Here is a 24,718-nt window from a genome sequence, read left to right as displayed (position 1 = left end):
GCATAGAGATTGACCGAGCATCAGCAGATGGCTCCGGGCGACGTCCACGCGCACGCCGTCAGCCTGGGGGTTCGACCGAACTGGGGTCGGTGGGGCGCCGAGGACGAGCGCGGGACGCTGAACCTCGTCACCGCCGACAACGTGCTGCGGGCGACCGCGGCCGTCCGGACCGGGACGGTGGTGTCGCTCGGCCGGCCGTTGGACCCGACCGACCCGCCCTACTACCCGCAGGGCCTCGACAGCGCGGTGCGCCACGAGATGGTGACGGCTTGGGGCTCGAACGCCGGCGGCGACGTCCAGGCCGCCAGCGACCAAGTGCATATCCAGTGCCACGGGCTCGACAACACGCATATGGACGCCCTCTGCCACATCGGCTACGGCGGCGTGGGCTACAACGGCCGCCCGTTCGCGTCGATGGTCGACATGACCGGCGCCTCGGTCAGCGACATGCTCGTCGGCGGACCGGTCGTCACCCGCGCCGTGTTGGTGGACGTCCCCCGGCTGCGCGGCGTGGATCACCTGGACGGCGGCGACCCCGTCACCGAGGACGACCTGCGAATGGCTGCTCCGGACCTGCGCCCAGGCGACGCCCTGATCGTGCGCACCGGCCGAGCGCGCGCGGTGGCCGGGTCGGTGAGCGCCGCCGAGGCCGAGGGTCGCACGGCCGAGCGGAAGTACGGACCCATCGCCGGGCTGCACCACGGCGCAATGCGTGTCGTCTCCGAACTCGACTGCGGACTGCTCGGCACCGACGGCTCGGCGGACAACTTCCCGGCTGTCGACGACCACCGGTTGCCGATCCACGTGCTCTGCCTGGTGCACCTGGGCGTGCACCTGCTGCACAACTTGGCGCTCGAGGAACTCGCCGACGCCCTGGCCGCGCGCGGTGGCTCGGACTTCCTGATCGTGGCGGCCCCGCTGCGACTGCCCGGCGGGACCGGCAGCCCCATCGCACCGGTCGCCGTGCTCTGACCTCGAGAGGATCACGCCATGACATGGACCGTGGTGTCCAGTTCCCCCAGTTTCGGTAGGTACTCCGACGAACCGGTCGATCTCCTGCGCGCCTCGGGTTGCCGGGTGCTGCTCGTGCCCCGCGGCGACCGTGCCGCCCTGCTCGAGTCACTGCGTGCCGCGGACGCCTGGATCCCGGGCTTCGAGTCGGTCGACGCCGACACGATCGGCGCGGCGTCCGAGCTGCGCGTCGTGGCGAAGTGTGGCGCCGGCATGGACAACTTCGACCTCTCCTACCTCGCCGAACGGGGGATCACGGCGGTCAACGTGCCGGGCGGCAACTCCGATGCCGTCGCCGAGTACGCCATCGGTCAGCTACTGGCGCTGAGCCGCGGCATCGCCGCGAACGACCAATCGGTCCGGGCCGGTCGCTGGGGTCCCGTAGTCGGGACCGGGCTGTCCGGGCGCACTCTGGGCGTCGTCGGCTTCGGTCGCATCGGACAGCGCGTCGCCGCACTCGCGACCGCGTTCGGCATGCGGGTGACCGCGGCCGATCCCGCGCTCGACACCGACGCCCTGCGTGCCCTCGGCGCGACGCCCTGTGCACTGCCGGAATTGTTCCGCACCTCGGACGCCGTCTCGCTGCACGTTCCGCTGGTGGACGCCACTCGCGACCTCGTCGGAGCGCAGGAACTGGCTCTGCTCGGTCCCCGCGGCATGCTGGTCAACTGCAGCCGCGGCGGCGTCGTCGACGAGTCCGCACTCGTCGACGCCCTGATCGCTGGCCGGATCGCCGGCGCCGCGCTCGACGTGTTCGCGCAGGAGCCGCTCCCCGCTGAGTCACCACTGTTCTGTGCCCCGAACCTGCTGCTCTCGTCGCACACCGCCGGCTACTCCGACACAGCGCTCGCCACCGTGACCCGACAATGCGCGCAGAACGTGCTTGCCGCGCTCGGGGAGGTGGCATGAGGATCGCGCGCCACGTCGGTGGCGGGTTCATTCTCGGCACGTCCCAGGGTGGCTGGGTGAGCACGGGTGCGTTGGGCGTGCGGGCCACGGTTCTCGCCGATCTGATCGAGCATCTCCCCGTTCTAGCGGAGTCGGCGGCGAGCGCGACGCCCGACGTCCACAATCCGCACCTCGCGGCCCCTGTCGGCCGACCGGGCAAGATCCTGGCCGTCGGACTGAACTACCTGCAGCACATCGCGGAACTCGGTAGGCCTCGCCCGTCTACTCCGATGATCTTCGCGAAGTACCCCAGCGCGGTGACCGGTCCGACCGATCCCATCGAGCTGAACCCGTCCGTCACCGCCGAGGTTGATTACGAGGCCGAGCTCGCCGTGGTGATCGGCTGGCCGGCGCGCAATGTCGACGCCACACACGCCGCCGAGCACATCCTGGGCTACTGCGTCGGGAACGATGTCTCGGCCCGCGACCTGCAACGCGCCGAGCCGCAGATCTCGCGTTCGAAGAGCCTCGACACGTTCTGCCCCATCGGACCCTGGATCACCACGGCCGACGAGGTCTCGGATCCGCAGTCGCTGCGGATCACCACCACCGTCAACGGCGTGACCCGCCAGGACTCCACCACCGCCGATCTGCTCTTCGGCGTCCCGGAACTCGTCGCACATCTGTCGCGCACGATGACGCTCGAGCCAGGCGACGTGATTCTGACGGGCACGCCGAGCGGGGTTGGTTCCGGCATGACTCCGCCCACCTATCTGAATGAGGGAGATATCGTGCGCTGCGAGATCGAGAAGCTCGGCCGCATCGAGAATCGCGTCGTGAGCCCGGCGGCGAACCGATGAGCGGGAACGAGTACGACGTCATCTGTGTCGGCGGCGGCCTCGGCGGCCTCGCCGCAGCGGTGCGCGCCCACGACCTGGGTGCCCGTGTGCTCGTGCTGGAGCGCTCGACGATGATCGGCGGCGTGGCCGCCTACAGCGGCGGGTTCTGCTGGGTCGGCGCCAACCATCTCGACGACGGTGCCGACACTTTGGCAGCAACCGAGGACTATCTCGACCACGTGCAGGGCGCCGGCCGTCCCGTCGACCGCGCGGCGCGCCGCGAGTACCTCGAGTCCGCGGTCGAGGCCACCCGCTGGTTCACCGAGGCCGGCGTACCGCTGTCGCTGATCCGGGATGCGGCCGATCTGTACGAACCGTGCTCCGGATCGACCGCCCAGGGCCGGCTGCTCGAATGTGTGGTCCCGGGGGCAGAGCTGGGTCTGTGGCGCGCGCACCTGCGCCCCAGCGTCTACTACCGCACCGGTGTCACGCGCGACGAGATCTACCATGTGCTCGCCGGCGACGTGGACGCCCGGCTCGCGCTGGCCGCCGAGCGGGAAAGCGATGACCTGCTGACACACGGCTTGGGCCTGGCGGGAGGCTTCGCCCGCGAGGCACTCGTGCGTCGCGGTGTGGAGTGCCGTCTCGAGCATCGCGTGCTGGCACTGCACCATGAGGACGGCCGGGTGACCGGGGTGACCGCCGAAGGCCCAGACGGTCCGGTCGAGATCGCCGCGACCCGGGGCGTGCTGCTCGCCGTCGGCGGCTACGGAAACTCGCCCGATGCCGCCGAACTCGAGGACGTCCCCGAGCTGATCGAGGCCGCACCGCCCGTCGTGAGCGGCGACGGGCTCACGCTGGGCCAGAGCGTCGGCGCGACCGTCGTACGCGGCGCGGACCCGTTCGTGGTGCTGGGCGCGCGCTTCGAGGAGCAGACACATCCCGGCAGCGACGAGCCGCTGTTCAGCCAGCTGTTGGAGAACCTCGGTTTCCCGCACTCGATCGTCGTGAACCGGGACGGCCACCGGTTCGGTGACGAGAGCTACTACGGAGCACTCATCCGCGGCCTGCGCACCTTCGACTCGCGTCGTAAGCAGTGGGCGAACTTTCCGTGCTGGCTCGTCTTCGACGAGTCGTTCCATCAGCGCTACCCCCTCGGTCCCTATCCCCCGGGCGCCGCCTATCCGGCCGACGTCCTACGGTTCGACTCGCTGGCGGAACTCGCGACGACGGTCGGCATTGACGAGGTGGGACTGGCGGCCACCGTGGAGCGGTTCAACCGGTTCGCCGCCGAGGGCGAGGACACCGACTTCGCGAGGGGATCACTGCCCTTCGCGCGCAAGGCGTACGGCGATCCCCGGTACCCGAACCCCAACATCGGGGCGGTCGCCACGGCGCCGTTCTACGCGGTACCCCTGCACGTGCTGGGGGTCGGTCTGTGCTCGCTCGGACTGGCGATCGACCCCTCGGCGCGGGTGCTGCGTCGGGACGGCGGCGCGATCGCCGGGCTGTACGCCACCGGCAACGCCGCGGCCACGCGCGAACTCAAGGGGTACGTCACCGGCCTGGCGAATGCCCGCAACTACACCTACGCCTATCGCGCGGTGAACGACATGCTTGCCGGCGGATAGTCGCCGCACCGGTCCACAGCGCGGCTGCCGATCCTCACCGAGGCGCATTCAGCCGCGCGGCTGGACGCTGCCCCGACGAGGCCGCGGAGCATCGGATGACGGGTCGAGCAGACGTTGACCCGACCAGATCAAAGGCATAACGTAAATACCGAATAACGGAAAGCATTCCGTATTATGAAACAGGTGGTTCTTATGGCACACCCCTCCTTGGCCGAGTTGATCGCCCGGGACGGCGTTATCCGCGCTCCCGGCGTCTGGGACGGTCTCTCGGCCCGCATCGCCCAGCAAGCGGGCTTCCCCGCGGTCTGCGCCTCGGGCTTCGCGATCGCCGCGGCGCTCGGCATGCCCGATGCCGAGGTGTTCACCGCGACGGAGGGAGTCGACGCCGTCCGCAAGATCCGTGAGGCCTGCGAGGTGCCGATCATCGCCGACATCGACACCGGCTACGGCAACGCGATCAACGCCCAACGCACCGCGGCGTCGATGCGTCGCGCCGGCGTCTCCGCCGTCTTCATGGAGGACCAGGTATCCCCCAAGCGGTGCCCGATCTGCGTCGGCGACCCCGTCGAGGTGACCCCACTGCCCGAAGCCATCGGCAAAGTGCGCGCGGCCAAGGAGGGCCTGGGCGAGGACGTCCTGCTCATTGCCCGCACGGACGCGGTCGGCGCCGAGGCGCTCGAGCGCGCCGAGGCCTATGTCGCCGCGGGCGCCGACCTGATCATGCCGGTCTCCAAGACCTTCAAAACCCTCGAGGAGTGGCACCGCTGCCACGAACTCACCAGCGTCCCCCTTGTCGCCTCGTTGACGGCATGGACCTGGGTCGAGCGCGAGTTCACCGACGACGCGATGGCGCAGGCGGGCATCAAGATCGCCATGGTCGCCACGCATGGCATCCTCGCGGCGGCGACCGCGATCCGCGACTCGTTCACCCGCCTCGCCGCCGGCGAGCCGCTGCCCGACGTCTCCGGCTCCTACATGGAGCACACGGACTTCGTGGACATGATCGGCTTTCCCGAGATGGAGGAGCGGCAGCGCGCCTACCTCCCCGCGGCAGTGGAGGTCTGATCATGGGCTCGACGATCACCGAGAAGATCCTGGCCCGCGCGGGCGGCCTCGATCACGTGGTACCGGCGCAGAACGCGCCGTTCCGGCCGGACTACATGATCGCCTACGACTACCCCGGCTATACCGACGTCATGTTCCGCCAGATGAAGGAGGATTTCGGCATCGACCGGGTCAAGGAGCCCGAGCGGTACGTCCTGTTCATCGACCACATGACGACGCGCAACAACGAGCGCGAGCTCCAGATGCACAACGTCACCCGGGACTGGGGCCGCCTCAACGGCGTCGAGGTGCACGAGGGAGTCGGCATCGGCCACCAGGTCGCGGCCGAGCTCGGCTACGCCGCGCCCGGGTCGTTCCTGGTCCACTTCGACGGGCACATCAGCGGGCTCGGTGCGTTCGGCGCACTCGGCTGGGGTGTCCGCAAGGACCTGCTCGAAGCCTGGGTGACCGGCGCGGTCTACCTCGACGTGCCCGCGAGCACCCGTTTCCACCTCGACGGCGGCTTCGCGGCGGGGGTCGACAACCGCGACCTCATCCACCACATCATCGCGACATACGGCGCGGATGCCTGCGCGCACCAGGTGATGGAATACACCGGTCCCGGCGCCGAGTCGATGCCGATCGGCCGCCGCCAGGGCCTGTGCGCGATGGCCATGTTCACCGGCGCCGTCTCAGCGATCTTCAACCCCGACGAACTGTCGCTGGAGTACTCGCGGCGGGTCGCTCGAGGCGAGTTCGACCCGATCTACAGCGACCCCGACGCGACGTACTCCGCGACGTATCACGTCGACCTCGACACGTTGTCGCCGCAGGTCGTGCTGCCGGGCTCCGCCAAATCGCGCAACACCCGGCCCGTTGAGGACCTGGTCGGCACCGAGCTCCAGCACGCCTACATCGGCTCCTGCGCCAGCGGGCGGATCGAGGAGATCCGGGCCGCGGCCGAGATCCTCCAAGGCAAGAAGGTGGCGGCCGGCTTGCGGTTCAACGTCGTACCCACTTCGAAACAGATCTACGACCAAGCTCAGTCCGAGGGCCTACTCGACATCCTCACCGAGGCGGGGGCCCGCGTCGCCGGGGCGTCCTGCGACTTCTGCGTCGGATACGCCTCGCCGTTGGAACCCGGCGACAAGTGCATCTCGACCGGGGTCCTCAACATCTCCGGGCGAATGGGCAGCACCGAGGCCGAGATCTACATGGGGTCGGCTTACACCGTGGCGGCGTCCGCCCTCGCCGGCAAGATCGTCGACCCCCGGGAGGTGCTGGCGTGATGATCGAGGACGTCTTCAAGGGCCGGGTGGCGTGGAAGTTCGGCGACGACTTCGACATCGATCTCGTCATCGGCGTCACGAACATCAAGTACTACGACCCAGACAAGCTCCGCTCGGTGCTGATGCAGGCCTACGACCCGACATTCGTCGACGACGTCAAGCCGGGCGACGTCTTGGTCGGTGGGCGCAACTTCGGGTACGGCCACCCGCACTACCCGGCCATGATCGCGATGCGCAACGCCGGCATCGTCGCCGTGGTCGCGGAGTCCTACGCCCCTGGATTCTGGCGCGGCGAGCTCTACCAGGGCATGCCGTTGGTGACTGTCCCGGGCATCGCGGCCGTGGTGGACCGGTGGGACGACGTCGAGGTCGACTGGCGCACGGCCACCGTCCGCGTCACCCGGACCGGGCAGCAGCTCGTGGGCACGGCACCGAGCCCGCACGCGATCGACGTCATCGAGGCCGGCGGCGGACTCAACCTGCTGCGTGCGCAGTACGGCCCGTCCGGGACGACTCCCGCACCTGCCGCCGCACCAGCGTACTGAGTACGGCGTCCACCTCTCCTCGAAAGGGATCACCACATGACCACCCAGCTCGACCGGATTGCCTACACCGCCCGCGCCACCGCGACGGGCGGACGGGCCGGCCACGCCCGCAGCGATGACGGCCACCTCGACGTCGACCTGCGGCCGCCGGTCGAGCTCGGTGGCCCCGGCGGTGCGACCAACCCGGAGCAGCTGTTCGCCGCCGGGTACGCCGCGTGCTTCCAGGGCGCGCTCGGCGTCGCCGGACGCCGGAACAAGGTCGACACGTCGCAGTCCCTCGTCACCGCAGAGGTCAGCATGGGTCCGGTAGGGGAGGCGTTCGGCCTTTCCGTCGTCCTCGAGGTCGAGATCCCCGGCGTCGATGAGGCGACCTGCCAGCGCCTGGCCGACGAGGCGCATGCCGTGTGTCCCTACTCGAATGCCACGCGCGGCAACATCCCGGTCGAGGTCCGCGCCCGCGTCGCCGGATGAGCGGCCATCGTGCCCGGGACCGGCACACACCGGGAGGTGCACAGTTGAGCGAGTCGACCACGGCCTACGCGGATCGACGCTGGTTGGCGCTGTACCGCGCGGGCCAGCCGCGCGACATCGAGCCCGAGTCCGCCAACCTCCTCGATATGTTCGCCGACGCGGTCCGGCGCGCACCCGACCAGGACGCGATCCGGTACTTCGACGGCGCGATGAGCGTGGCCGACCTGGACGCGGCGTCGGACGCGCTCGCGGCGACGCTCCAGGAGTTCGGCTTCGCCGCGGGCGACCGCCTGGCCCTCTTCTCTCAGAACAACCCCGCCTTCGTGATCGGCATGCTCGCGACATGGAAGGCGGGCGGCATCGCCGTCTCTGCCAACCCGATGTACAAAGCACGCGAACTCGGCCACGTCCTGCGCGACTCCGGTGCCCGCGCGCTGATCTGCCTCGACGAGCTGCACGGCACCGTGCGAACAGTACTGGCTGACGGCGATGCCGAGGTCGACATCGTCGTCTGCTGCTCGGGTCGCGACTTCCAGACCCGCGACGACGAGCGCGTGTTCGGCACCGGCGCCCGCCCCACGATCGAAGGGAAGCACGACCTCGTCACACTGCTCGAGGAACACGCCGGGCGTCGACCGCTCGCCGTTCCTCCCGCACGCCCCCAAGACACCGCGTTCCTCGTCTATACTTCCGGCACGACCGGCGACCCCAAGGGCGCGAGGCTCACGCATGCCAACTTCGTGTTCAACGCGCGCAGCTATCGCGAGTGGATGCAGCTCGGGCCCGAGGACGCGATCCTCGCCATCGCCCCCCTCTTCCACATCACCGGCCTTGTGGGCCATGGGATCCTGTCACTGCTCATCCCCGCGCCACTCGTGTTGGGCCACCGATTCCACCCCGCGGTCATGGTCGACGCGATCCGTGAGCACCGACCGGTGTTCACTGTCGGCGCGATCACCGCGTTCGCGGCTCTCGCCGCGGTGCCGGGCGTGGGCCCGGAGGACTTCCGGTCACTGACGAAGATCTACTCCGGCGGGGCACCGATCGCGCCGGCAGTGGCCGACAAACTCGAGGCCGTGCTCGGTGGCTACATCCACAACGCCTACGGGCTGACCGAGACATCCTCGATCACCCATGCTGTACCGCCGGACCGACGCGCGCCGGTCGACCCCGACTCGGGAGCGCTCTCGATCGGGGTGCCGATCGCTGCCGTCCATGCCCGGATCGTCGACGAGGACTATGGCGACCTCCCGCCGGGTGAGGTCGGCGAGCTACTGATCTCGGGGCCGCAGGTCGCCGCCGGTTACTGGGAGCGCCCGGACGCCACCGCCGCGTCCTTCCCGACCGGCGAACTGCGCACCGGCGACGTCGGGTTCATGGACCCCGACGGCTGGTTCTACCTTGTCGACCGCAAGAAGGACATGATCATCGCCGCCGGCTACAAGGTGTGGCCGCGTGAGGTCGAGGACGTGCTCTACACCCACGAGTCGGTTCGTGAGGCCGCCGTCATCGGCGTGCCGGACGAGTACCGAGGGGAGACGGTGCACGCGTTCGTCGCACTGCGCACGGGAGCCTCGGTGACCGAGGCCGAGCTGATCGACTTCTGCAAGGCGCGGATGGCAGCGTACAAATACCCGCGTGCGGTCTTCGTCGTCGACGAGCTCCCTAAAACCGCCAGCGGCAAAATCCTCCGACGCGAGTTGCGCGGGTCCTGAGCGCGGAGCCAGCCCCGCGTTCCCGGCAAATCAGGGCTGCCGCTGGGGGGACATCGAGCTACCACAGTCGCGATCGGCGGTGCACAGGATCAACACGGTCGACCAGTCGAAATATCTCCGAACCGAATTCAAATGGCACTTCGCAAATGTCAGAGAATTATCGGAGATGGCGGGAAAGATGTCGAGACAGATCTGCTCGCAATTGCCACCGGCCAACTATTGTTGCCGCGGTTGAAAACGGCGACACGATCGGAAAGTGAGCGAACCGGGTATATCCGGCGCAGGCTCGTACTCCGGTTTGTCAACCAGCAGTGAGATCCGGGGGGTCAGCATGAGGTTGCAGCATCCGTCGCGGTGACCTTCGGTCCGTGCAGCAACGTCCAGGCCACGCGGTGATCGTGCCTGCCATGTCGGGTGGCGACAATTTCGGGACCGACACGTTCGGAATCCGGGGCCGATATGATCGGTAGGCAACCTTTTCACGACGCGAATCTTTCATAGCGAACACCATCCATCCGTGCGGGAGGTGGTCGATGAATGGCATAGCGTTCGGCCGCTACCGATTGCAGGAGCTGATCGGTGAGGGCGGCATGGGCAAGGTATGGCGGGCCTACGACACCATCACCGACCGCATCGTGGCGATTAAATTGCTGCCCGAGCACTGCGCGACCGATCCTATCTTCCGGGAACGATTCCGCCGCGAGGCGCACGACACCGCCCAACTGCGCGAACCCCATGTGGTTCCGATCCACGGCTTCGGCGAGATCGATGGCCACCTCTACCTGGACATGCGTCTGATCGAAGGGGCCGACGCGAAGACCCTGCTCAACCGCGATGGTGCGATGAAGCCACAGACGGCGGTCGCGGTGATTACTCAGGCCGCGGCGGCGCTGGATGCGGCACACGCCCAAAGCATGGTGCACCGCGACGTCAAACCATCCAATCTGCTGGTCACCGACAGCGGCTTCGTGTATCTGATCGACTTCGGCATCGCCCACGCGGCCGACGATCCCGCGCTGACCAGCACCAGCACGAAGATCGGAACCCTGGCCTACATGGCTCCGGAGCGATTCACCACCAGCGTCGCCGATTCCCGGTCCGACGTGTACGCCCTCACCTGCGTGTTGTGCGAATGCCTGACCGGATTCCCGCCCTATCTGGGCAACAGCACGGAGCAACAGATCGCGGCACACCTGACAGCGGACCCCCCTGCACCGACCCGGCGGCGACCCGACCTGCCGGGCGGGTTCGACAACGTCGTGGCCCGGGGCATGGCGAAAAGCCCAGACGACCGCTACCCGACCGCAGGAGCGCTGGCCGCAGCCGCCGGCCGTGCCCTGAGTACTGGTCCTGTAGCCATCACCGGAAATGCCAGCAGAACTAGAACCGCATCAATTCCAACGCCTATGTTCGAAGGCCAGAGAAATAGGCTCGACCCACAGCCGCCGATCCCGTCCGCGGAATTGGACACGGAGCAAGATTCCACGGTTGATGCCGGACCTTCCGTCCACCCCGGCGGCCTGCAACCCATCCGCTCCGAATCGGTGCGGATCCGCCGAGACGGCCTGGTGCCGCCGCGCCGTAGACGGCCTGTCCTCCAGGTAACGGTGGCGGTGGTTGCCTTTTTGATCGCCGCGGCGATGGTGGCGGGACTTTGGCGGTTAACCCACCCCTCGATGGCCGAGCTGGCCTTCGACGGCAAATACGAAGTCACCTACACGCCCCGAACTATGAACGGGAAGCCCGACGACCGGCCGCAAGATACTCGGGTGTGGTCGGTTCGATCGCACTGCCCGCCGCACAGCGAACGCTGTGCAGCCGCGATAACCAGCCAGAACCCGTCCGAGCCCGAGAAAGCCCCAACTCAGTTCGTCGCAGACTATCGCGACGGCACATGGATCATCACCAGAGAGCTGTCGCCCCAGCCCGACACCGATTGCGAAAGTCCGATCACCCACGCGCCTCAAATCGTCCCGGCATGGCAGAGACTTCAATTCCGATTCAGCGCCCCGTCGTGGATTGGAACCTACTCCGCCTTTGTCGGCGGGCCCTGCGCATATATTCAAGAGGAAGAGATAACGCTTTCGCGCCTCGGCGACATCGACCCGGATATCGCCATCGTCCCTCCCGAAACCCTTCCCGACCGCGCAGATAGCCCGCCTGTCGCGCTGATCAGCGGCACCTACGACGTGACCATCACCTACAGTGCGACGCCGGGTTTTCCCAACACTCCACCGCCGGACAGAATTCGGCAACGATACGACACCATCTGCCTGCGCGGCGGCGACCGCTGCGCCGCGACCACACAGGCAGATCCTCGGGCCGATCCGAGCGCCGTCTTTTCTCCGTTGTTCGTGCTCGAAGGCGGGGCATGGCGGGCTGTGTATAGCAGTCCTTATCCCTGCTACGTGGGCTCGAACGAGCCGCACACCAACGCGACATTTCATTGGGAGTTGTTCCAGTCCGCTGCTGGGCCCGACCCCACCGAATTTCTAACAGGCACGTGGGTCCGCGACAAATCCGACCCTTGTCCCGCTACCAGCCGCGCTACCGTCGAAATGCAGCGGGTCAGTTCGGCCGGCGCGCGGCCCGCTCTCGCCGGTCCCACGGAATAAAGTTGCTGGTGCGAGCATTTTGAATCATCCTCGGCACTGCGCCCGGCACTCCGTTCGGTCGGGACGACGATTCGTATCGCTGGGTACATCGCGTCGACTGTTCGGCGAAGCGTTGATTGCCAGCGGTCATTTGACTCTTCGCGCGGAGCAGCCTCGGACCGGGTATCCGAAAGCCGCCGATCACACCTGCGAGCATGCCTGCGACAGCAACCGATAATGCCGCAGTCACGTTGTCCTCCAGGCATCACGCGTGGTGCTTCGAGCGCCGGGCCGGTTCTTCGCCTGTTGCCGCCGACCAGAGAGCAAGCCTGCGACCCGGTCTGATGCCGGGTCGGCCTTGATCATCGAGCTGACACGCTGGCTCGAACGGTTGTCGGTAGGAATCCGACCAGCAGGGCAGGGCGGAGGCGCCGCGTGCGCACCGAGACCCGCACGCAGGCCTCCGCGTTCGGCGTCAACCGATCGACAGCGCGCTCAGGATCGGGTCGTAGACCCAGTCCAACATGCGCTCGGCGTCGTCCTTCGCGGCGACGTCGCTGTCGGGTGAACTATGCAGGACCACACCGATCAGCGGTATCCCTGCCCGGACCGTCTCGAACAGCAGGCAGGTACCCGCAGCGTCGGTGTATCCGGTTTTGATGCCGATGGTGCCGGGATAGTCGTGCAGCAGCAAGTTCGTGGTCTGCCAGAGATGATCGCGGTTGTTCGGGCCTGCGGGCAGGTGATAACTCTGCGACCCGGCGATCTCGCGGAACACTGGCAGGCTCATCGCGCGCAGGCCGAGGGCCACCAAGTCCGCCGGTGTGGAGAAAGTGGAGTGGTCGGTGGGGACGGGCAGGCCGCTGGGGTCGGTGAAATGCGTTCCCGTCAAACCCATTTGATGTGCAGTCTCGTTCATTTTTGCGATGAAGCCTTCTTGGCCGGGTCCATAGGCCTCGGCAAGGGCATAGGCCGCGTCGCAGCCGGACGGCAGCATCATCGCGTAGAGGAGCTGGCGCGCGGTGAGCACCTCGCCGGGGACCAGGTCTGCGGTGCTTCCGTCGTACTCGGTGCTGTAGGCGATGGCCTCTTGCGGCACGGTAATGGTCCGGTCGAGGTCGCCGGTGTTGATCACGACCAGTGCCGTCATCACCTTCGTGATGCTGGCTATCGGGACCGGGATATTCGGCTGGCGCGACCACAGCACAGTGCCGGTGATTCCGTCTGCCAGCGCTGCCCCGGACGCCTGCACTGGCGCCGGCTCAGAAGTCGACCAAGGCAACTGAATATGGGCGTCGCTCGCGGCAGGGGTGACCGCGAGGCTATGACCGGCTACTACTACCAGCGTCCCGGTGATGGCAGCGTGCAACAATCGGGCAAATGTCCGCATGGCCACATTGTGTCGTGCGACTCCGTCGACCCGTGGGATTTCATCGACGGAATTGTCGCGCCGTTCCGGCGACAGCATGCGGTCGGCTGATCCAGAGATGGTCCGAGCCCGACGCTTCTCGCGTGCGACCACTGCGTGTCCGCCCACCGACGGCATCGATACAGTTCACCGCAACGAGTCTGGCCCACAGGCGACACGGCTTCGGGTCGCTTCGAAATGCGCCCTTCGTCGGTCAGGCCGGATCGGCGATGAGGTGGTGGTAAGCGGTGTCGAGCGGGATGTCGACTGCGTACCAGGCTGCGGGTCGATCGTCGTCGCGGGGGCACCAGGCGGTCGCGATACATAGTCTGGCCGCTTCCTTGGTGGCCAGGCCGGGCAGATGCCACGCGATTCGGGCCGGATCTGGGTATCGCACACCGTATTCGGCGGTCGTTTCGTGCTCACCGGTGGGCAACAGGTGCGCCCAACTGGCAGGCATCAGCCGACCGTCCGCGGCTTGCATGGCCAGCAGTTCGGAGTCCGGGCCGCCGATCGACACCATGAAGTGTTGGTTCTCGACAGTCACGGCCGCGAGGCATTCGCCGGAGTCCGGGCCGCTGTAGGCATCGGCGGGCACGTTGGTCAGTTGGGCCGAGACGACCACTCCGGTCAACCCGTCGTGCGCCTGCACCTGCCAGATTCCCGCCCACATCGGGACCGGTGCGCCGCCGTCCCAGGCCGGTACATCGATGCTTCCGATCAGCAGATCAACCGTTGCGGTTGGATGCCGCCACCGGTACAGGCGTGAGCCGTTCGCCAAACGCCACACAGCATTCGGCTCGGCCGCAAGCGCCTCCGATCCGAGCGAGACGGAGAACTCGACTGTGCCGAGGGGTGTGTCGATCACAGCCGGATGACGGTCTGCCTGTGCCAGTTGGTCGGTGGGGAGCATGCGCCCCATCATGCAGGGTCGCCGTCGCGAGCAACCGGTGGGTCGCCCGAGCGCCGAACCGCTCCCCCGCTCCCGAGAACGCGCACTTCAGTATGGCAAAATTATGGAATTGCTCTGTGCCTGAGCCGGTTTCGCTCCTCCCACGACCTCGTGGCCAGTTCGGGTCGGCGCGAGATGCGGCAGGATTATGGTGATCCACCGGCGTCGACCATTTGTGTAGTGCCGGTGACGAACTTTGCGTCGTCGGAAACTAGTGCAAACAGTGTCGGTCACGTCCTCGGGGTTCCAACGCCGCGATCGGAAGCCGGTTCAGAGTCCAGGCCGCTTCCTCCCAATCAGCGTGTCCGGGGGTCTCCAGGTCGGGCTGGAACAGCGACAACGGCACCGTCTGACAACAGGCCGAGTAGTGCAAACGGTGCGACCTGGCCTCGATCCTCGGTAGGCTCGATGCAGCCGACGTTACCGCCGATCCATACCGCGCTACCGAGCCATGCGTAATCGTTACCGATCGCCGACACCTTCGGCGCCTCCAGCAAAACCATCTACCGCCACCCGGCTACACCCTCTGTCGGATGGCGTGGTTGCCCGAAAGACCGGTTTGGGCAGGCGCTCCGTGGAGGAGGGCTCCGGATGTGGCGCGCCGTCACCGTGGATCCTCACTTGGCGTCTGCGTAGCACTCCACCACCGCGGTCGTGAAAGGGAACCGCACCGGTGTCGGCCCGAAGGCGATCCGGCCGGCGGTCTCTGCCGCGGTCGCGATCGCCGCGGCGACCGTTGTGGCCTCTTCCGCCGGGCAATGCACGATTACCTCGTCGTGCTGAAAGAAGACCAGTTCGCCCCGCAGCCCCGCGCGGGTCATCGCATGACGCAGGCCCGCCAACACCAGCAGCGTCCAGTCGGCGGCGCTACCCTGCACGACGAAGTTTCGTGTGAAGCGGCCACGAGCACGCGCCGCGGGGGTGCTGCCATATCCGCCGGAGTACCCCTGCTCCTGATCCGCCGGGTCGGATGATGCGGCGGGCGGTGAACAGGTGCGGCCGAACCAAGTGCGCACCAGGCGTCCCTCCTCACCAGCACTGGCCGCATCGTCGACATACGCCACAGCGGCGGGATAACGGCGACGAAGTTCGGCCATGTGGGTAAGGGCATCCCCGGAGGTCTGGCCGTAAATGGCGCCCAATAGCGCGACTTTGGCCTGTGCGCGATCGCCGCCGAAGGCGCGAACCGCCAGATCCGCGTACAGATCCTCGCCGCGTCCGGCCACCTCCATCAGACCTGGATCGCGGGAAATCGCAGCAAGCACGCGTGGCTCCATCTGGTCGGCGTCGGCGACCACCAGGCGCCAACCCGGGTCCGCGCGGATCGCTCGCCGAATCACCTTGGGGATCTGCAGGGCGCCGCCGCCGTTGGTGGTCCAGCGGCCGGTAACCGTGCCTCCCGGCACGTATTCGGGACGTAAGCGGCCGTCGTGTACCCACTGCTCGAGCCAGGACCAGCCATGGGCGGTGTAGAGCCGGTAGAGTGATTTGTAGGCCAACAGTGGCGCTACCGCAGGGTGATCGATCTCCTGGAGTTCCCATTTTCGGGTGGAGGACAACGAGATCCCGACGCGGGCGAAGGCTCTGATGATGTCGTTGGGTAGGTCGGGCCGGACCCGCACGCCTTCCCCGAAGGCGCGCGACACTTCGTCGGCCAGTTCCACCATCCGGCGCGGTGGCATCCCGCCCGAAAGACGTTCACCCAGCAGCACGTCGAGCAACTCCCGGTGGACGTCCGCGCGCCAGGGGATCCCCGCTCGCGACATCTCCGTGGCCACCAGCATGCCGGCCGATTCAGCGGCGAGCAGCAGTCGCATTCGCTCCGGAGATTCGGTCTCGGCCGTGCGGGCCACCTGTCCCGCGTAGACCTGGATCAGCGCGGTGAACTCGTCCGTGCCGGGTGGTAGCGGCACCGGGCCCGAATCGAACAGGGACGGCTGGGTATCGGCGGGCCGTGCGGGTGCGTCCGGCGGCACGGGCAGATCGTGCAATCGTGCCCAGGCGGCCGCCAACGAGTGGGCCTGCCCGGACTGGCCCTCCTCGTGGCCGATCAGCAGCGCCTCCGCGGCCTGCACGTCGTAACAGCGGTCGACGCGCACACCGGCCGCCAGCAAGTGCCGATAGATCTCGGCAGTCGATCGCCACACCCACCTATCGACCTCTGGACGTGAACGCACCGCCGCGGCGAGCGAAGACTCGTGCAACACCGGCCCCGCGGGCCGACCGTCCGAATCGAGCGGACACAGCCGGGCGCCACTCTCGCCGCTTTTCGCCACCGCCCATCTCATGTCCCCGAGTCTTGCAGCGAACACTGACAACGCTGACACATCTGCTGCTACGTGGCGGTTTCCGGAAGTGCGTCGTTATTCCGGAGATCGACCCCTCTCCCCCGTGCACGGTCTGCCGGATTCGGGATCCGGGTGATCAGTACCCGATCGTCGATCAGCCCGTAGTCGGCGACAGGCCCAGCGTGCGAGTTCGGTGCGGCTCGCTGCTGTGGGTGTGATCATTTGCCGTCATCGTCATCGTCATCGTGGATTCGGAACTCGGGTGAGGTGCCGCTGAAAGGGACGCAGTCGCTGCCGAGCCGCACGGCGTCACCGAAGTACCGGATCCGGTAGCTGCCGGGATTTGCGTCGGCGGGGATGTGCCAGCCGATGGTGACTCGCGAGCTCTGGGCGGGACCACGCGACCAGCTGAAGGTGGTCGACCAGTCGCCGTCGTCGGCGATCGTTCGCCAGCGTTCTCCGTCGCGGCGCTGCACCATGAGATAAGTACTGCCACGATGCAAGTCGTGGTTGGGATGCGCGCCGACGAATTCGACACTCACCCGCTCGCCAGCGTGATATGCCGGTTCCGGCTCGGTGAGCACGTCGCCGAAGTTCCGTCCCATCGATGGAAAGTCCGGCGGCGGCGTTGTTTTCGACGGTCGCTGCTGCTGCGACAGATCGGGTGCCGCGGTACCGGACGGCACCGCCTTCTCGTCGTGCATCGCTGTCGCGAGCTGTGCAGCGATCTGCTGCAGAGCTGGCAGCTCCCATCGACCGAACAAAGTGCTCGCGCCCTCGTAATGCTGTGCGTCGTATTCCTCGGGAGTCGTGACGTAATGCATATAGGCGTTGCTGTATCCGGCGATCAGGACGTTGGCCAGTTCGGTGCCGAGGATGGTTGCCACCGTGCGCCGCAACCGCAGGCCGGCGGTGATCGTCGCTTCGCCCGGAATACCGAGTAGATACAGCTCGCCGATCTGGATGAGTTGCACTGGGACGATCTCTTGTACGTAAGGCCTGAGTCGATTGAGCAGCCCACCCGGAGCGACGATCGCCTTGGGTGACTGCGCATCCCGCAGTGCCGGTGCGAATCGGTACGCCAACCGCGACAGCAATTCCCAGCCCGGATTACGGCCCTCGCGAAAGGTCTTCCAGTGGGTGGGCCCGTCGAACCCCGCACCGGCGAAGGCGGCCGCACCTCCGGCGGGTCTGCCGGTGCGGTGCTCGCGCCCATCTCCGGTGAACTCCGCGGACACGGTCACCGCGGAAAGGTCGACATGCACGAAGCGGTGATCGATGGTGCCGGCCATTCGCGGCATGTACCCCGCGGCGAGTTTCGCCGCGGCCTCGTATTGGCGCAGGCCGAGGATCCGGGTGTTCTCGAACTCGTCGTCAGTGGGGCCGTGACCGGGCGTGCCGTCCAGGTTGGGCGACATATCCCCGGCGTTGGTCTGCGCGAATGCTGCGACGAAGTCGGGATCCGGGTCCGCCAGGTAGTCCACGTCCTCGACCACGCGCTCCCAGTGATAGGCAGCGTATCCCTTATGGTCACCGCTGATCAGCGTGTTGCGGTTGGTCATCGACGTGCCATGCGAGGCGAACCAGTTGATGGCGCCGACCGGTTCGCCCTCGCGATCGATGCGCAGCAGGGTCGTTCGCGGGTCGATGGCGTCGGGGAAGAATTCCCTGTCCTCCTGCGGATTTCGGTCGAACGCCGCACGCGAGCGGTTGACGCTGGCCTCGCGCAACTCGCCGTGTATCAGGCGCAGAGTGGCCGGTGCGAGATCCTCGTGTGCCCGCTCCGCCGCTTCGACGATGCCGTCGACGATCGCCGCAAAGGTCTTGGGGCGGAACCCGATCGAGCTGTTGTACAACCGGTGGTGCGAATAGCCGCCGGGCCCGCAGTGGGTGTGGGTTGCGGTGAGCATCACGTTGGACTCGGTGTAGCTGTCGCCGAAACGCTGAGCCAGGCGGCGCAGCACCTCCTGGGTGATGCTGGAGAAGATCAGCGGCAGGTCGGTCACGACCAGCAGCACTCGTCGATCGAGGATCGGGTCCGCGAAGACGAAAGCGCGAGCGCGCAACCGGAGGTGTAGTCCGGTGGTCTTCTGATCGGCCTTGCCGTAGCCGAGCATGCCGACCTCGGCCGCTTCTCCGGTGATGTCGGCGATCGCGCGCCCGACCAGATGGCGGTCGGTTGAATACTTCGTTTCCGGCATCGACCTCTGTCTTCCGTCCTGTTGAACCGGCCCGCGGCAGCGGTCTGGATTTTCTACACCGATAAACTAGCGAAAGCAAAGTCGGGATTATGTTGTGTGACCCTTGATTTCGCATATGTCGAGCAGGGTGGTTCGGGGCAAGCACGGCGAGACCGTCGACCATGAAGGTTCCTACCCGATCCTGATCTTCGGAGCCATACCGTGCCTGGTGTGTCATCGTCTCCTATCGCCATGCGTTCGCGCCACCTCACTAGGTGGGTGGCAAGCAGAGGCAAGGTCCGTAGGACCTAGGACGTGTATAGAAGTAGCAGGTGGCGAGGCGTCGCAGTGCGAGGCCACCCACCTGCTGTTTTCTGAAAGTCGTTGCCCACGTTGGCGAAGAGAAGGCGTCTCCGGTAAGTCGGTTGAACGACCGAGTAACACACCGAAGACCGACCGGAGACCTCTTGAACAGCGTGGCGGTGACGGGGCGAGCGGATTTGACCGATGCTCAGTGGGCGCGGTGACAGCCGCCGCTGCCCCGAATAGGGCGCGCTGCTCGATAGCGAACCGCACGTACGCGGCGGCGAACGCAGCAAACTGGTCGCCGGGGCGGTGTGCGCGGACGGCGGCGCCTTTGCTCCTCCTAGCCCTTCAGTGCCGAACTCCAGTTCGCCACCAGCCACGTCGGGCATTCGCCCTCACAGCGCTGGTGTGGGACCTGCTGCCACCCACGCCTGCCACGCGCGTAGTCACCGTCAGCGTGCGGGCCACCGCATAGGCGGCGCTATCGACCTCGACGACCTCAACTGGCACAAGTGCCCTACGACAGGACTGCCGCATACGGACATTGCAAGCTGGCCAACCTGCTGTGCGCCTACGAACTCCAGGGTGGCGGACGCGGCCCCCTCGCGGTCGCGGCCCACCCCGGCGGCGCCGACACCGCCGGCTACAAAACAGCGATCTCGCACTCCGCCACGCTCACACGCACGGGGTTCGCGGCCATCCGGGCTGCCTTGCAATCACCCGCGTTGGGGAGCGTTGCCTGTGCTGCGTGCGGCCACCGACCCGCACGTGCGGGGAGAGGAGTACTACGGGCCGCGCGGATTGCAGCAGGGCAAGGGGTACCCCAAGGTCGTCCGGTCCAGCCCGCTTCCCACGACGTCGATCTCCAGCGACGTTTGTGGGCTCTCTCCGAAGAACTGACGGGCATCAACTTTCCCTATGACGGATCGGCTGTTCGAATATCCAGCCCTCCCGCCGCTGTCGGCCGCAAATCAGCGAACAGGTGGTGATGTCTGCTGCGGTGGCCTTGGGTGCCGCCGCCGGCGAGGGAAGGCCGAACTGGCTATCGCAATTCGCGACGCACCCGCGAATCAGGTGCGAGGTCGGCTCCGACTATCCGTAGTCCAGCGCATCGCTGCTCTAGTCGGCATCTCGCCAATCATCCACTTGCGCTACGGAAGCTCGATCTGGCCAGGCTCGGGCAGCGCGTGTGGGCGTTCGTCTGTATACCAGGCATATTCGATTCCACTGAGCCAGCCATTCTCGACCCATAACATGACCTCGCCGATCGGTGATCCGTTGTCATCGGTGACCGCGCCGCTGGCGAAGATCCCGTCCCGCGAATCGGATGCTTGCACCGTACTGGGCCGCACCGCCAGATCGACACTGGGTGAGCCGATACCCCAGGTTCCGATGACCTGGGAATAGGGCACCTGCGCCAGGTACTTGGTGGTGCCGGCGGCGCCCGAGGACAGCAGCTTGGTGACGACGCCGGCTTCGAGGTCGGTCATCGGTCGCGGCTGACTCGGTGTACTACTCATCGGTCTCCTCGGTTCTCGCGCCATGTCATGGAATCTATGCGCGGGCGAGGGTGCCCGGACTACTCCATCGCACCCAATCCCTGGAGAAGCGAATTGTTCCTTCGTGAAGCGGAGGCGCTCGATGTGATCTGTTGATCGGTGAACATGGCTCTGTCGTCTGCCAGGGTGATGGGACCACCCCTTAACCATGAAGCGGGACCGGGGTTGTGTCCGGTCGCGGACCGTGCTGATGGTGGCCAATGATTGATTGCTGGAGAATTCGGGATGACCGGGTTCGGTCCTCAGGTTGGCTGGTTGCCTCCTTCGGATACTTCTCGAGGCTGAGGACGACCTGTGGGTGTGCCTCACTCCGGGGTGGCACAGTCGATCGTGTGACGACCGGATTCGCAGGCATCGTGGGTGTTGAGGGTCTGCGGTATGCGTCGGGCTGGATCGACTCATGGGACCAGGTAGCGCTGCTGGCCGCGATTTGATGCGGCACCATGGTCGAGCGAATTGCGTCGCCGGGTCCAGCATTTTGGCCATCGTTACGATTACGGCCGCCGCTCGGTGGCCGTGCGCGAGCCTGCACCACCGCTGCCCGGATGGGCGGATGAACTGGTCGAGCGACTGGCGTGGGATGTCGCGCCGGATCAAGTCATCGTCAACGAGTACCTGCCCGGGCAAGGCATCAGCGCGCATGTCGACTGCGTGCCATGTTTCGGGCCGGTTGTGGCGACGTTGAGTCTCGGCTCGGCATGCACGATGGATTTCCTCGACCCCGTCGGCGGGGTCTGTGTGCCGGTCAGGTTGGCGCCCGGCAGCTTGTGCGAAATGACGCGGGACGCGCGGTATCGGTGGCGGCATACCATTGCTGCGCGCAAAACTGATCCCTCACCGTCCGGGCGGGTGCCGCGGGGGCGGCGAGTGTCGGTGACGTTCCGGACGGTGCTCACGGGGATCAGCGCCTCCTCGCCGAGTTGATGGTTGGGCAGTGACACAGGCCCGGATCAGCCGGTCAATCCGAGTTGGTCCGATTACCGGGTTCGCCGAGTCGTGGTTTCTTTCGTTGCCGGTAGGACTCGCCCTCGACGACGAGTTCGTAGGCGGCTGATCGCAGTCGGTCCATCGCCGACTGGGCCCAGCACCGGGTCGGTCATCATGGTCACGATCTCCGCGGGTTCCCGGTTGCTGGTGATGATCGTGGGGGCTTTGCGGTGGCGTTCGACGGTCAGTTCGTCGATGTCGCCTGTCTCGGTGGCTTCGTGCCGGTGCAGGCCCAGGTCGTCGAGGATGAGCAGGTCGACGCGGTGCAGTGTGCGCATCTCGTCTTCGTAGCTGCCGTCCAACCGCGCACCACGTGACCATTCGAACAGTGTGTCGGCGCGTTCGGTGTGCACGGTGTGGTGTCGGCGGACCGCGATGTGTCCTAATGCGTTGGCCAGGAACGTTTTCCGACCCCGACCGGCCCGTCATGAGGACGTTGTAGGCGTCGGCGAGGAATCGTGAAGAGGTGAGTTCGGCTCAGAGTTCGCGGTCGAAAGTGACCGCGGTCGAATCGTCCCAGGCTTGTAGTTGCATCTACGGGTCCAGGTGGGCGGTTTTGGCGCGGCGTTGCTCGGAATGGCGGTCGCGGGTCGTGTGGCGGATGATCGAGTCTGCGATCCGCTCGGTGAGCCCCGGCGAAAAGAACGGGTGGTGGCCCATTCCAGGCACGATCTCTAGATGCGCCGCCGGGATCTGCGTCGCGAGGGCTTCACCGTGGGCTTGGGGAAACAGCGGGTCATCACTGCCATGCAAGATCAAGGTTGCAGCGGTGATACGGGACAAGGACGCTCGCCGGTCGTCGTCCCAGCGCCGACCGGCGAGATCGTGATTCGAGGCGGTAGCGACGTTGTCGGCCCGGGCGTAACAGTGTTCGACGAACCGCCGCGCGGCGGGTTCGTCGAAGGGCAGGACATCGCCGTTGAGCAGTCGCCAGGTTTGTACGTCGGCGTCCATGCACTGCTGGGCCGTCGCGCGGGGCGCCTTCGCCGAGGCCATCAAGTGCTCGAGGAATCCTGCCGTCGGAGGCGGGAGTTCGTCGGCCGCAGCCGGTTGACCTGCCATCGCCCGCGCCCAGCCCGGACCGGGGTTGTTTCCCATGGGAGAGGAAGCCATGGCCGTCAGCGTGCGGACACGGGCCGCCCGATGCACGGCGAGCCACTGCCCGATCGCCGCGCCCAGCGACGTCCCCACGATGTGCGCAGCCGTTACTCCGTAACCGTCCAGAACGGCGGCCGTGTCAGCTGCCATGTCGGCGAGCGAGTAGGGATGTGTTGTGAAATCGACGGAGTCGGAGCGGCCGGTGTCACGGTGATCGAACCGGATCACCTGCCGACCGCCTTCCACCAGAGCTTCCACAAACTCATCGGGCCAGCCGATGCCCTGCGTAGAAGTACCCATGACCAACAAGACGGTGGGTTCATCAGGGCGACCGAAATGCTCAGTCCACAGCCGAACTTGCCCGGAACGAACGAACTTCTCCGCACCAGTACGCATGCCGGGCACCATAGCGGTCACCGGATAGACCGAAAGCCGCTACCCGTTGTAGCCGCAGAAGCTGCTCATGAGAGAATGAGGGGGTAGGCGAGAGCGTATCGAGCCTCCACGAACCGTAACGGGTCGACCCGCGTTTGCCCAGTACAAGCCCCACTATGGCCGTCCGGGAGTGCTCGACAACGTCAGCAGGGGCCGGTAGATCGTGCGGCGAGTGACACCGAACTCGGCGGCAATCTGTTCGACGGTGTGCACCCGACGCCCGTCAGGTCCGGTCTCTTCGTACATTTCGCGGGCAATCTTCGTCTGGCGCGAGGTGATCTTGGGTGTCTGCCCGCCAGTGCGGCCACGAGCGCGGGCGGCGACCAGTCCATCGCCGGTGCGGTTGGCCACCAGCAGTGCCTTGCTCAGCTCGGGCCAGGAGGCCAGTTTGCCGGATGCCTTGTCGACGAAGATCTGTTCGCAGCCGGCCGCGGTGAGCGCGGCGTGTTGGGCTTCGTGATGCTGATCGCCGGTGGAGACCGTCCGCAGCCGACGCGCATGGCCCGGGAGTTATTGTGAACCCCCGACAGCTGACGGGCTACCACCTTTCGCGACGATCATCGCCATACTCGTTCGACTGCCATCTATCCCGTCATGCCGACTTGGCCCTGCCGAAGGCGCGAACACGATTCCGCAGTCCAGTCACTTAGGCGGTGTGCGAACGAAGGCCGATGACGGAAGTTCACCGTCGGTGACGCCGAGGTCTTCACGTGCACTTACGTAGAAGGCGTCCCGGCGGTGGCCTATCAATTTCACGAGGCCTACGAACTCGGTGTGATCGATATCCAGACCGCGCGATGTGCCCGAGTTGGACGAGCTCGTCATGCCAATTTCGTGCTACCGAGACCGCTGCAGGTGACCCCAATAGAAGGACGGCCTCCCATCGGGCTGCCCGCCGGAGTCCCGTGACTGGCCGGTGCGTGTTTCGGTCAGGTTCATCCCTCCGTTTCAGCCAGGTTCGGTGCGCTGGTCGAGGGTGCGCTGCAGGTCGGTGTTGAGGCGTTGCGCCTCGGCGAGTTGGTCTTCGAGGATGACGATGCGGCAAGCCGCCTCGAGGGCGTTACCGGCATCGACGAGCTCACGCACGCGCCCGGCGATACGCAACTGGTAGCGGGAGTAGCGGCGGTGCCCACCCGTTGAACGTTGCGGGGTCAAAAGTTCGGCGGCGTCGAGGCCACGCAGAAACGATTGGGTGACACCAAGTATCTCCGCGGCCCGGCCCATGCTGTAGGCGGGGTAGTCGTCGTCATCGAGTTTGTCGGCGGCACTGGGACCGTCGGTAGGGTTCAGGTTCGGTTGTTGCACGGCACCTCTCACGACTCAACGCCAACAGGCCCCGGCGCATGCGCGCCGGGGCCTTGAATCTACGAAGGGGATTTCTACCAACTCAGTTCACCGGCCGAGCGGGCCGATGCCTTACACCGCACCCGACACTTCCCGGGACGCGGAACTGATAAATGACTACTCAGTGAGCACCA

Annotated in this window: 21 protein-coding genes; 12 read left to right on the top strand and 9 right to left on the bottom strand. The window is 66.6% G+C overall.

Annotation, left to right across the window (positions count from 1 at the left end):
- Positions 1-9 precede the first annotated feature (9 nt).
- The 10 genes from AB0C34_RS14720 (at position 10) to AB0C34_RS14675 (ending at position 12,048) form a co-directional block, all read left to right on the top strand.
- A complete protein-coding gene (locus tag AB0C34_RS14720) occupies positions 10-972 on the top strand; it encodes a cyclase family protein (protein ID WP_357071805.1) in 963 nt (320 codons plus the stop codon).
- Between the two features lie 18 nt (positions 973-990).
- Positions 991-1,920: a phosphoglycerate dehydrogenase gene (locus AB0C34_RS14715; RefSeq protein WP_357071802.1), complete on the top strand. Its 930-nt coding sequence runs from the start codon at positions 991-993 to the stop codon at positions 1,918-1,920.
- Positions 1,917-2,759 carry a fumarylacetoacetate hydrolase family protein gene (locus AB0C34_RS14710; RefSeq protein ID WP_357071799.1) on the top strand — a complete coding sequence of 281 codons (843 nt, stop codon included), beginning with the start codon at positions 1,917-1,919 and terminating at the stop codon, positions 2,757-2,759. Before AB0C34_RS14715 ends, AB0C34_RS14710 begins: the two co-directional genes overlap by 4 nt.
- The gene (locus AB0C34_RS14705) at positions 2,756-4,369 is read left to right on the top strand and encodes an FAD-dependent oxidoreductase (RefSeq protein WP_357071796.1); all 1,614 of its coding nucleotides are present in this window, start codon (positions 2,756-2,758) and stop codon (positions 4,367-4,369) included. The genes AB0C34_RS14710 and AB0C34_RS14705 overlap by 4 nt, the downstream gene beginning before the upstream one ends.
- A 192-nt stretch (positions 4,370-4,561) precedes the next feature.
- Complete coding sequence (locus AB0C34_RS14700; protein WP_357071793.1) at positions 4,562-5,434, top strand: isocitrate lyase/PEP mutase family protein; 873 nt, start codon at positions 4,562-4,564, stop codon at positions 5,432-5,434.
- Between the two features lie 2 nt (positions 5,435-5,436).
- Entirely contained in the window at positions 5,437-6,702 is a 1,266-nt protein-coding gene (locus AB0C34_RS14695) for an aconitase family protein (RefSeq protein ID WP_357071790.1), read from the top strand.
- Entirely contained in the window at positions 6,702-7,247 is a 546-nt protein-coding gene (locus tag AB0C34_RS14690) for a 3-isopropylmalate dehydratase (RefSeq protein ID WP_357072240.1), read from the top strand. The genes AB0C34_RS14695 and AB0C34_RS14690 overlap by 1 nt, the downstream gene beginning before the upstream one ends.
- A 36-nt stretch (positions 7,248-7,283) precedes the next feature.
- Positions 7,284-7,718 carry an organic hydroperoxide resistance protein gene (locus tag AB0C34_RS14685; protein WP_357071787.1) on the top strand — a complete coding sequence of 145 codons (435 nt, stop codon included), beginning with the start codon at positions 7,284-7,286 and terminating at the stop codon, positions 7,716-7,718.
- Positions 7,719-7,762: 44 nt separating this feature from the next.
- Positions 7,763-9,433 (top strand): AMP-binding protein, encoded by a 1,671-nt coding sequence (locus tag AB0C34_RS14680; RefSeq protein ID WP_357071784.1) that lies wholly within the window; start codon positions 7,763-7,765, stop codon positions 9,431-9,433.
- Positions 9,434-9,966: 533 nt separating this feature from the next.
- Positions 9,967-12,048, top strand: coding sequence for a serine/threonine-protein kinase (locus AB0C34_RS14675; RefSeq protein WP_357071781.1), 2,082 nt, complete (start codon positions 9,967-9,969; stop codon positions 12,046-12,048).
- 454 nt (positions 12,049-12,502) lie between these two features.
- Here AB0C34_RS14675 and AB0C34_RS14670 read toward each other — a convergent pair whose 3' ends face one another.
- The 4 genes from AB0C34_RS14670 to AB0C34_RS14655 form a co-directional block, all read right to left on the bottom strand.
- Positions 12,503-13,417: a serine hydrolase gene (locus tag AB0C34_RS14670; protein ID WP_357071778.1), complete on the bottom strand. Its 915-nt coding sequence runs from the start codon at positions 13,415-13,417 to the stop codon at positions 12,503-12,505.
- A 232-nt stretch (positions 13,418-13,649) separates the two neighbouring features.
- Positions 13,650-14,348, bottom strand: a complete 699-nt coding sequence (locus AB0C34_RS14665) for a hypothetical protein (RefSeq protein WP_357071775.1) — start codon at positions 14,346-14,348, stop codon at positions 13,650-13,652.
- Between the two features lie 656 nt (positions 14,349-15,004).
- Entirely contained in the window at positions 15,005-16,675 is a 1,671-nt protein-coding gene (locus AB0C34_RS14660) for a bifunctional 3'-5' exonuclease/DNA polymerase (RefSeq protein WP_357071772.1), read from the bottom strand.
- 218 nt (positions 16,676-16,893) lie between these two features.
- A complete protein-coding gene (locus tag AB0C34_RS14655) occupies positions 16,894-18,876 on the bottom strand; it encodes a neutral/alkaline ceramidase (protein ID WP_357071769.1) in 1,983 nt (660 codons plus the stop codon).
- Between the two features lie 1,020 nt (positions 18,877-19,896).
- On the opposite strand from AB0C34_RS14655, the gene AB0C34_RS14650 reads away from it, so the two are divergent.
- Positions 19,897-20,061: a hypothetical protein gene (locus AB0C34_RS14650; protein WP_357071766.1), complete on the top strand. Its 165-nt coding sequence runs from the start codon at positions 19,897-19,899 to the stop codon at positions 20,059-20,061.
- A gap of 251 nt (positions 20,062-20,312) precedes the next feature.
- Here AB0C34_RS14650 and AB0C34_RS14645 read toward each other — a convergent pair whose 3' ends face one another.
- Positions 20,313-20,681 (bottom strand): hypothetical protein, encoded by a 369-nt coding sequence (locus AB0C34_RS14645; RefSeq protein WP_357071763.1) that lies wholly within the window; start codon positions 20,679-20,681, stop codon positions 20,313-20,315.
- Between the two features lie 495 nt (positions 20,682-21,176).
- Here AB0C34_RS14645 and AB0C34_RS14640 point away from each other — a divergent pair, with 495 nt between their 5' ends.
- Positions 21,177-21,644: an alpha-ketoglutarate-dependent dioxygenase AlkB gene (locus AB0C34_RS14640; protein WP_357071760.1), complete on the top strand. Its 468-nt coding sequence runs from the start codon at positions 21,177-21,179 to the stop codon at positions 21,642-21,644.
- Between the two features lie 53 nt (positions 21,645-21,697).
- On the opposite strand, the gene AB0C34_RS14635 is transcribed toward AB0C34_RS14640, so the two are convergent.
- The 4 genes from AB0C34_RS14635 to AB0C34_RS14620 all read right to left on the bottom strand — a co-directional run bounded on the left by AB0C34_RS14635 (position 21,698) and on the right by AB0C34_RS14620 (position 24,545).
- Positions 21,698-22,060: an ATP-binding protein gene (locus AB0C34_RS14635; protein WP_357071757.1), complete on the bottom strand. Its 363-nt coding sequence runs from the start codon at positions 22,058-22,060 to the stop codon at positions 21,698-21,700.
- Positions 22,061-22,241: 181 nt separating this feature from the next.
- Positions 22,242-23,201: an alpha/beta hydrolase gene (locus AB0C34_RS14630; RefSeq protein WP_357071753.1), complete on the bottom strand. Its 960-nt coding sequence runs from the start codon at positions 23,199-23,201 to the stop codon at positions 22,242-22,244.
- Between the two features lie 153 nt (positions 23,202-23,354).
- Complete coding sequence (locus AB0C34_RS14625; protein ID WP_357072237.1) at positions 23,355-23,729, bottom strand: recombinase family protein; 375 nt, start codon at positions 23,727-23,729, stop codon at positions 23,355-23,357.
- Positions 23,730-24,188: 459 nt separating this feature from the next.
- Positions 24,189-24,545, bottom strand: a complete 357-nt coding sequence (locus AB0C34_RS14620; protein WP_357071751.1) for a MerR family transcriptional regulator — start codon at positions 24,543-24,545, stop codon at positions 24,189-24,191.
- Between the last annotated feature and the right edge of the window lie 173 nt (positions 24,546-24,718).

The sequence above is a fragment of the Nocardia sp. NPDC049220 genome, from assembly GCF_040647855.1.
Taxonomy (GTDB): Bacteria; Actinomycetota; Actinomycetes; order Mycobacteriales; family Mycobacteriaceae; genus Nocardia.
This window is presented reverse-complemented; position numbering and strand designations above follow the sequence as displayed.

Excerpts from the sequence above, each read along its gene's own strand:
- AB0C34_RS14660 (WP_357071772.1), bottom strand. The coding sequence starts at position 16,675 with ATGAGATGGGCGGTGGCGAAAAGCGGCGAGAGTGGCGCCCGGCTGTGT.
- AB0C34_RS14715 (WP_357071802.1), top strand. The coding sequence starts at position 991 with ATGACATGGACCGTGGTGTCCAGTTCCCCCAGTTTCGGTAGGTACTCC.
- AB0C34_RS14710 (WP_357071799.1), top strand. The coding sequence starts at position 1,917 with ATGAGGATCGCGCGCCACGTCGGTGGCGGGTTCATTCTCGGCACGTCC.
- AB0C34_RS14675 (WP_357071781.1), top strand. The coding sequence starts at position 9,967 with ATGAATGGCATAGCGTTCGGCCGCTACCGATTGCAGGAGCTGATCGGT.
- AB0C34_RS14630 (WP_357071753.1), bottom strand. The coding sequence starts at position 23,201 with ATGCGTACTGGTGCGGAGAAGTTCGTTCGTTCCGGGCAAGTTCGGCTG.
- AB0C34_RS14655 (WP_357071769.1), bottom strand. The coding sequence starts at position 18,876 with ATGCCGGAAACGAAGTATTCAACCGACCGCCATCTGGTCGGGCGCGCG.
- AB0C34_RS14685 (WP_357071787.1), top strand. The coding sequence starts at position 7,284 with ATGACCACCCAGCTCGACCGGATTGCCTACACCGCCCGCGCCACCGCG.
- AB0C34_RS14695 (WP_357071790.1), top strand. The coding sequence starts at position 5,437 with ATGGGCTCGACGATCACCGAGAAGATCCTGGCCCGCGCGGGCGGCCTC.
- AB0C34_RS14700 (WP_357071793.1), top strand. The coding sequence starts at position 4,562 with ATGGCACACCCCTCCTTGGCCGAGTTGATCGCCCGGGACGGCGTTATC.
- AB0C34_RS14670 (WP_357071778.1), bottom strand. The coding sequence starts at position 13,417 with ATGCGGACATTTGCCCGATTGTTGCACGCTGCCATCACCGGGACGCTG.
- AB0C34_RS14705 (WP_357071796.1), top strand. The coding sequence starts at position 2,756 with ATGAGCGGGAACGAGTACGACGTCATCTGTGTCGGCGGCGGCCTCGGC.
- AB0C34_RS14690 (WP_357072240.1), top strand. The coding sequence starts at position 6,702 with ATGATCGAGGACGTCTTCAAGGGCCGGGTGGCGTGGAAGTTCGGCGAC.
- AB0C34_RS14665 (WP_357071775.1), bottom strand. The coding sequence starts at position 14,348 with ATGCTCCCCACCGACCAACTGGCACAGGCAGACCGTCATCCGGCTGTG.
- AB0C34_RS14645 (WP_357071763.1), bottom strand. The coding sequence starts at position 20,681 with ATGAGTAGTACACCGAGTCAGCCGCGACCGATGACCGACCTCGAAGCC.